Genomic DNA, 6,370 nt, shown 5'->3' with positions numbered 1-6,370 from the left:
CCATGATCACGATCCGCCGAAATGCGTGATCACGTTCGCCGGAATACGCACCTCCATGCGCAACTCGTGCTTTCGGGCTTCGTCGACGAAGCCCGAAAGCACAACCAGCTGCAGTAGGACAGCCAGTCCGTGCGCCGAGCCGCGGCCCATGCGCAGCGCCTGGAATGCCGCGTGATACTGCAATGCGAGTTCCTCTGCTTTCTGCCGAGGCATCGGCAGCAACAAGGTACGGGCGAGTTTCGCATGCGCGGACGGCTGGTGTCGTCGTGATGAAGGTGCGCGTCGATTCGACATGGGGATCTCTCGTCAAGCCTCTCAATGGGCCTTACGGGCTGCTCCGAAGACACGGAGCGCGCGTAGACACCAGCGGAGCCACGTCGAGCGCTGGCCCCCCTGAGCGTTGAGATGCCGAGTGGGGATCTGCGTGCGACCTTTGTCTTCGACGATACGGTGTGGATGCATGGTGGTTTTCCTGGAGGGGAGCGAGCTCACTGTTCAGCCAGCTGCTCGAGCTCGTCTAGGTCGCCGAAGAAGTCTTGCTGCCCGGGTATCGGCGCCGGCGGCCGCCGCGCTGCGCGCGGTCGCGGGTGGCCGGCGCGCCTCAACGTTCGCGCGATCGCCTGCAGTTGCGACCACAGGTGGTCTGCCTCGGCAACCGACAACGTATCGGCCGCCAGCTCGAGTGCGCTGACGAGCGACTCGAGGTGCGCAGGCGCGGCGGCCAGTGTCGTGCGCGCATCCGTGCGCCGCTGGCCCTCTCGGTAGACCTCGAGCCAGCGCGCGAGCGCTTTGCGCTCGTCGCGGCTCAGCGCATCGAGCAGCTGGGCCGGTATCGGCCCGTCGGCGCGAAACGTGCCGAGCACGTGTTCGCGCCGACGTCCCCTGGTCGGGGGCTGTGTGGGAGGCGCGACGCGCAGCACCTTGATGAGGCGTCCCTGTTCTCGAATGAGCATCGACTCGTCTCTGATTTCACACGATCACGCCAAAGCATAGCGCAACCGCGTGTCGCGTTGATGCCGCGACACGCGGACCTGCCTATCCAGTCTCGCGGCCTTGGGGCCGCGAGAAGGGGCGCTCGCCGCGCGGCGAGCTCGTGCTGCCTCGCGTATCCGCATACCTCCAGCCCCCTGAGCTCGTCGTCCCAAACGCGACCGTAGCCCTTCTCCGTTCCCTTTCAAGGATCCGCTTCGCCGGCCGCGGCACCCGTTCGGTGCTCGCCCTACGGGCTGCGCTCCGCGTGCGGCTTTGCGTCCGTCCTTGAACGTGCCCGGCTTCGGGCTCCTTTTGTCGCGGGACGGCGAACTCAGGGGACTGGCGGCAGCAGTTCTGCCGACGTCCAGGCACCAAAGCCCGAACCCCTACGCGGGGACAGGGAATCTTGGGGCCCGGTCAGCCTGACAGCCAACCCGTTCCAGCCGCGTCAACCCTTATAGGAGAAAGCTCGTGAACAAGTTCCAGCAACGCCAGCACGACCGTCGCACGCGTCTCGAGGCGCGCGCCAACAAGGCACGCTCCGCGTCCCGGATCGCCTATACCGCTGCCAAAGAGATGGCCTCGGTCATCCCGGCAGGCCAGCCCGTTCTGGCCGGCCACTACTCCGAATCGCGAGACAGGAACTACCGCGACCGCATCCACAAGACGTTCGGGAAGTCGTTCGCGCTCGACGACCGCGCTGATGAGCTGGAACGTCGGGCGGCTGCGGTGGGTAAAGGCGGGGTCTCCAGCGATGACCCGGACGCGGTGGCAAAGCTGCGTGCGCAGCTGGTCGCACTGGAGGATCGGCACGATCGCATGAAGCGCACGAACCAACTGGTGCGTCGCGATGACCGCGCCGGTCTTGCACGCATGGGATACCAGCCCGACGCCATCGACAAGCTCTTTACGCCGGATTTCGCCGGTCGTGTCGGCTTCGCGCCGTACGAGATCACGAATAGCAGCGCGAATATCCGCCGCATTCGTGATCGGATCGCCCAGCTCGAGAAAATCGCGGCGCGCACCTCGGTCGAGCAGCAGGGCGAAGGCTATGTGTACCGCGAGGATATCGAAGACAACCGCGCCGCATTCATCTTCGACGCGAAGCCGGCGAAGAACGTCCGTGAGCTCCTGCGCCGCAACGCGTTCCTGTTCAGCCCCACCAGATCTCCCAATGGTACGTCGGCATACGTTCGCAAGCTGACCCCGGCTGCGATCAGCACGGCGGCTTGGCTGCGCCCGCAGATCGATCAACTTCTCGCTGCTTGCTAACCCACGCTCGGCCCGCGCGAGCGGGCCACGCTATCCGGAGAAAAACCATGGATATGACCCGAACCTACAACGTATTCACGATGTGCAGTGGCTTGGGCGGTGGAGCCAAGGGCTTCCAAAAAGCCCAGTCTCGAGTGGGGGAGCTGATCGCGAATTGGCGCTGTATCGGCGGCATCGACAACGATCCCGCTGCATGTCGCGACTTTCGTACGATTGCCGGCGTCCCGTGCACGCTCATGGACCTCTTCACGCGCGAGCAGTACACCGCGTTCCACGGCGTCGAGCCGCCTGCCGGCTGGCGCGAGGCCACGCCCGAAGACGTGCGCCGCGCGGCCGGCTACCAGCATCCGCACTGCGTGTTCATTTCGTCGCCGTGCAAGGGCGCGTCCGGCCTGTTGTCGGAAACGCTCAGCCGCACGCCGAAATACCAGGCGCTCAACGAACTCACGCTGCGCTGCGTTTGGCTGATGTGTGAAGCGTGGAAGGACGACCCGGTCGAACTCATCGTGTTCGAAAACGTCCCCCGGCTCGCAACGCGCGGCCGCCACTTGCTGGATCAGATCGGGCAGATTCTGCAGCACTTCGGCTATGCGAAGAACGAGACGAGTCACGACTGCGGCCGCATCGCGAAGCGCGGGATGGCGCAGAGCCGGAAGCGCTTCCTGCTCGTCGCGCGGCATACCGAAAAGGTACCGGCGTTCCTGTACGAGCCGCCCCAGAATCGCCTTCAGGGCGTCGGTACGTTGCTCGGCCGCATGCCGCTGCCGGGCGACGTCGAGGCCGCCGGCCCGATGCATCGCGTGCCCTCGCTGCAGTGGAAAACATGGGTGCGCCTCGCCTTCGTCGAAGCCGGCAGCGACTGGCGCAGCCTGAACAAGCTCGCGGTCGAGAACGGTCAGCTGCGCGACTACTTGATCGTGCCGGACATGCACAACGGCGTGCTCGGCGTGAACCGCTGGGAAGAACCGTGCGGCGTCGTGGCCGGCGCGAGCCGTCCGGGCAACGGGAGCTTTTCGGTCGCCGACCCGCGCGGGCCGGCCGACGCCGCGCAATACCAGCAGTACGGCGTGCTCGACTGGAACGACCACGCCGGCACGATCACCGGTCAGAAGTCGCCCGGGCAAGGCACTTTCAGCGTCGCGGACCCGCGCCACCAGGGCCCGGCGAAGCACAACAACGAATTCCGAATCGTGCCCTGGAGAGAAGCCGCCGGCGCGGTCACCAGCGCACACGGTACCGGCCAGTGCGTTCAAGATCCTCGGCCACCGGCCGGCCCCCTGTTCAGCAAGTACAAGGTGACCGAATGGACCGGCCACGCCGGCACTGTTATCGGTGGCGACGATCAGGGCGCGTATGCGGTTGCCGACCCGCGCTCGAGCACCGGCTTCGAAGGCGCCGGCAAGTACAAGGTGACAGCCTTCGACGAGCCGGCCGGCACGGTCATCGCGCGCAGCGACAGCGGACAAGGGGCGTTCGCCGTAGCTGACCCACGACCGGGCATGCGCCGCGAGCGGGGCGACGCCTACCTCACCGGCGGCCACTACGGCGTGGTCGGCTGGGATCAGCACAGCGGAGCCGTATCGGCCGCCGCCGGCCACGACAACGGCCGCTGGTCCGTCGCCGATCCTCGTATGCCAGCGGCGACCGAGAAGACCGTCGCGGTGATCCGCGCACTTGATGGCACGTGGCACCGCCCGTTCACCACCCTCGAGCTGGCGGTACTGCAGTCCCTAGTTGATCCCGAGCAGACCTGGATCGATGCCGAAGAACGCGACTGGCACCGCAAGCAGATTGCGGCGACCGGCAATGTGTTCGCTGGCCACTTCAAGCTGGATGGCGACAGCGATCAGGCATGGCGCGAGCGTATCGGCAACGCGGTGCCGCCTGATGCCGCGGAAGCGATCGCCGAGGTGATGGGCACCACACTGCTGCTCGCCGAATCCGGCGAGACGTTCCAGCTGTCGTCGACGCCGGTTTGGGTGCGTCCGGTTGCGATCGCGCTGACCCTGCCCGGCAGTCTGTAGCGGCCTGTGACCTACGAGCGGCCCGCCGCGGCGGGCCGCATTCTCCGAGGATTCGAGATGAAACAGCACTGCATTCTGTCCCGAGACGAAGTCGAAGCGGTCGCATGGTGGTCGAACAAGGAAGTCAAGGTCTGGGCGGTCGACATCGCGGCCGGGCGCGAACGGCGCCCGGCGTATCGACATACCTATTACGCTCGCGCCCGCACGGCCGACCAGGCGTTCGAGTGTGTGAAGCAAAACCTGCACATCCGGGTGCCTGGTGCGCGGTATCGCGCACGCCTTGCCGGCCCGCGCGAGCTCGGCTGTCACGAAGTGGCAGCCGGGCCCACGCCGCTGGTGCGACACACGATGGCAGTCGGGTTCGATCATGTTGGGTCGTGACGGGCGTTAGCCGGGCGAAGGATGTGCTATTCCAGTCACGCGGCCTTGAGACCGCGAGAGGGGCGCTTGCCGCTGATGAGCCCGCCCTGCTTCGCGTATCCACATGCCTTCGGCCGCTGTGCTCCTCCGTTCCACACGTTCGTGTGGGATTTGCGGCCGACCCTGGGCGCCTCCCTTCGCTTCGCTACGGGCCGGGCTTTCGCGCTGCGCGTCGAGCCTCGCTGCGCGAGTCTCGCCCCCTTCGGGCTTCAATCCCTGACGCAAACGCGACACCCCCTATACAGCCGGGGCTCCGCCCCGATTGGGCGCTCGCCGCGCGGCGAGCCGGTGCTGTCTCAACTTTCCGCATACCGCCAGTCCCCTGCGCTCGCCGTCCCAAACGCGACCGTAGCCCACCGTCGTTCGCATTCAAGGGTGCGCTTCGCCGGCCGCGGCACCCGTTCGGTGCTCGCCCCTCGGGCTGCGCTCCGCATGCGGCTTTGCGACCGCCCTTGAACGCGCCCGCCGGCAGGCTCCTTCAGTCGCGGGACGACGAACTCAGGGGACTGGCGGCAGCAGTTCTGCCGAAGTCCAGGCAGCACCGGCACAACCCCTACGTGGGGACTCGGAATCTTGGGTCCCGGTCGGCCTGAAATGCAACCCAACAGATGTCGGAGGTCACGATGGAAGCGAACCGACTGCACCATTGGATAGTAGTCCTGCAGTGTGCGTACATGGAATACACGTACACGCCATGGGATGGACGCAACTACTACCGACGCACGGTCGACTACCGCCACGTCGTCTGGTGTTGACGGACACCGTCGATTTCCATCTGCCTCGCATCTGAATTTTCAACGGAGAAAGCCATGAAACTCGCAACGACGTTCAGCCGCACTGCCCCAGTCCTTCGTTCGAACACGCCGCTGGATGACGATCAAATCCGGCAGGTCGCACCATCGATCTTCGCGGCCGACAAGCACGACTCCCGGTCGGAGCGTTACACGTACATCCCGACTATCGAGATCCTGACGAAGCTGCGTGAGGAAGGGTTTCAGCCCTTCATGGTCTGCCAAACGCGCGTGCGCGACAGCGGCAAGCGCGAGCACGCGAAGCACATGCTCCGCCTGCGTCATGCCACGCAGGTCACGCAAGCCGACTCACCGGAAATCATTCTCCTCAATTCTCACGATGGTTCGAGCAGCTATCAAATGCTGGGTGGGTACTTTCGCTTCGTCTGCGAAAACGGCCTCGTGCTCGGCGACACGACGCACGACGTGCGCGTCCCGCACAAGGGCAACGTAGTCGACGACGTCGTCGCGGGCGCTTACGACGTACTCGACGGCTTCGACTTGATCCGCGAGGTCAAGGAAGGGATGACTGAAGTGCAGCTCGATGAGCACGAGCAGCACGCTTTTGCCCGAGCCGCCCTCGCCTACCGCTACGACACCACGATTGCGCCGGCGCCGATCACGGAAGAACAGGTACTCCGTCCGCGCCGTACCGCGGATGCCGGTAACGACTTGTGGACGACCTTCAACCGCGTGCAGGAATCCTTGATTCGAGGTGGGCAACCCGGCCGGACCGCGACTGGCCGCCGCACTCGCACGCGGGCGGTCACCGGCATCGACCAGGACGTCAAGTTGAACCGTGCGCTTTGGGTTCTCGCCGACGCGCTGCGCACCCGTAAGAGCTAAGCCCCACGCGCCGGCGATTTCCGTCGGCGCCTCTCCGAACGTTGT

The 6,370-nt window shown here is 65.8% G+C and carries 7 protein-coding genes; 5 read left to right on the top strand and 2 right to left on the bottom strand.

The window, feature by feature from the left end:
- Nucleotides 1-6: 6 nt before the first annotated feature.
- Complete coding sequence (locus ACSHSS_RS20730) at nucleotides 7-294, bottom strand: hypothetical protein (RefSeq protein WP_445545469.1); 288 nt, start codon at nucleotides 292-294, stop codon at nucleotides 7-9.
- A 194-nt stretch (nucleotides 295-488) separates the two neighbouring features.
- A complete protein-coding gene (locus tag ACSHSS_RS20725) occupies nucleotides 489-953 on the bottom strand; it encodes a hypothetical protein (RefSeq protein ID WP_175924529.1) in 465 nt (154 codons plus the stop codon).
- 490 nt (nucleotides 954-1,443) lie between these two features.
- Between ACSHSS_RS20725 and ACSHSS_RS20720 the strand changes: the two genes are divergently transcribed.
- The 5 genes from ACSHSS_RS20720 to ACSHSS_RS20700 all read left to right on the top strand — a co-directional run bounded on the left by ACSHSS_RS20720 (nucleotide 1,444) and on the right by ACSHSS_RS20700 (nucleotide 6,325).
- Nucleotides 1,444-2,244: a DUF3560 domain-containing protein gene (locus tag ACSHSS_RS20720; RefSeq protein ID WP_132028955.1), complete on the top strand. Its 801-nt coding sequence runs from the start codon at nucleotides 1,444-1,446 to the stop codon at nucleotides 2,242-2,244.
- 53 nt (nucleotides 2,245-2,297) lie between these two features.
- The gene (locus ACSHSS_RS20715) at nucleotides 2,298-4,268 is read left to right on the top strand and encodes a DNA cytosine methyltransferase (protein WP_226237377.1); all 1,971 of its coding nucleotides are present in this window, start codon (nucleotides 2,298-2,300) and stop codon (nucleotides 4,266-4,268) included.
- 6 nt (nucleotides 4,269-4,274) lie between these two features.
- Nucleotides 4,275-4,649, top strand: coding sequence for a hypothetical protein (locus ACSHSS_RS20710; protein ID WP_077242302.1), 375 nt, complete (start codon nucleotides 4,275-4,277; stop codon nucleotides 4,647-4,649).
- A gap of 662 nt (nucleotides 4,650-5,311) precedes the next feature.
- Entirely contained in the window at nucleotides 5,312-5,443 is a 132-nt protein-coding gene (locus tag ACSHSS_RS20705) for a hypothetical protein (RefSeq protein ID WP_256857378.1), read from the top strand.
- A 54-nt stretch (nucleotides 5,444-5,497) separates the two neighbouring features.
- Complete coding sequence (locus ACSHSS_RS20700; RefSeq protein WP_058904092.1) at nucleotides 5,498-6,325, top strand: DUF932 domain-containing protein; 828 nt, start codon at nucleotides 5,498-5,500, stop codon at nucleotides 6,323-6,325.
- The last annotated feature ends 45 nt before the right edge of the window (nucleotides 6,326-6,370 follow it).

Source organism: Burkholderia sp. BC1, assembly GCF_052683555.1.
Note: the sequence above shows the minus strand (reverse complement) of the source record. Positions and strands in the feature narration are given on the sequence as shown.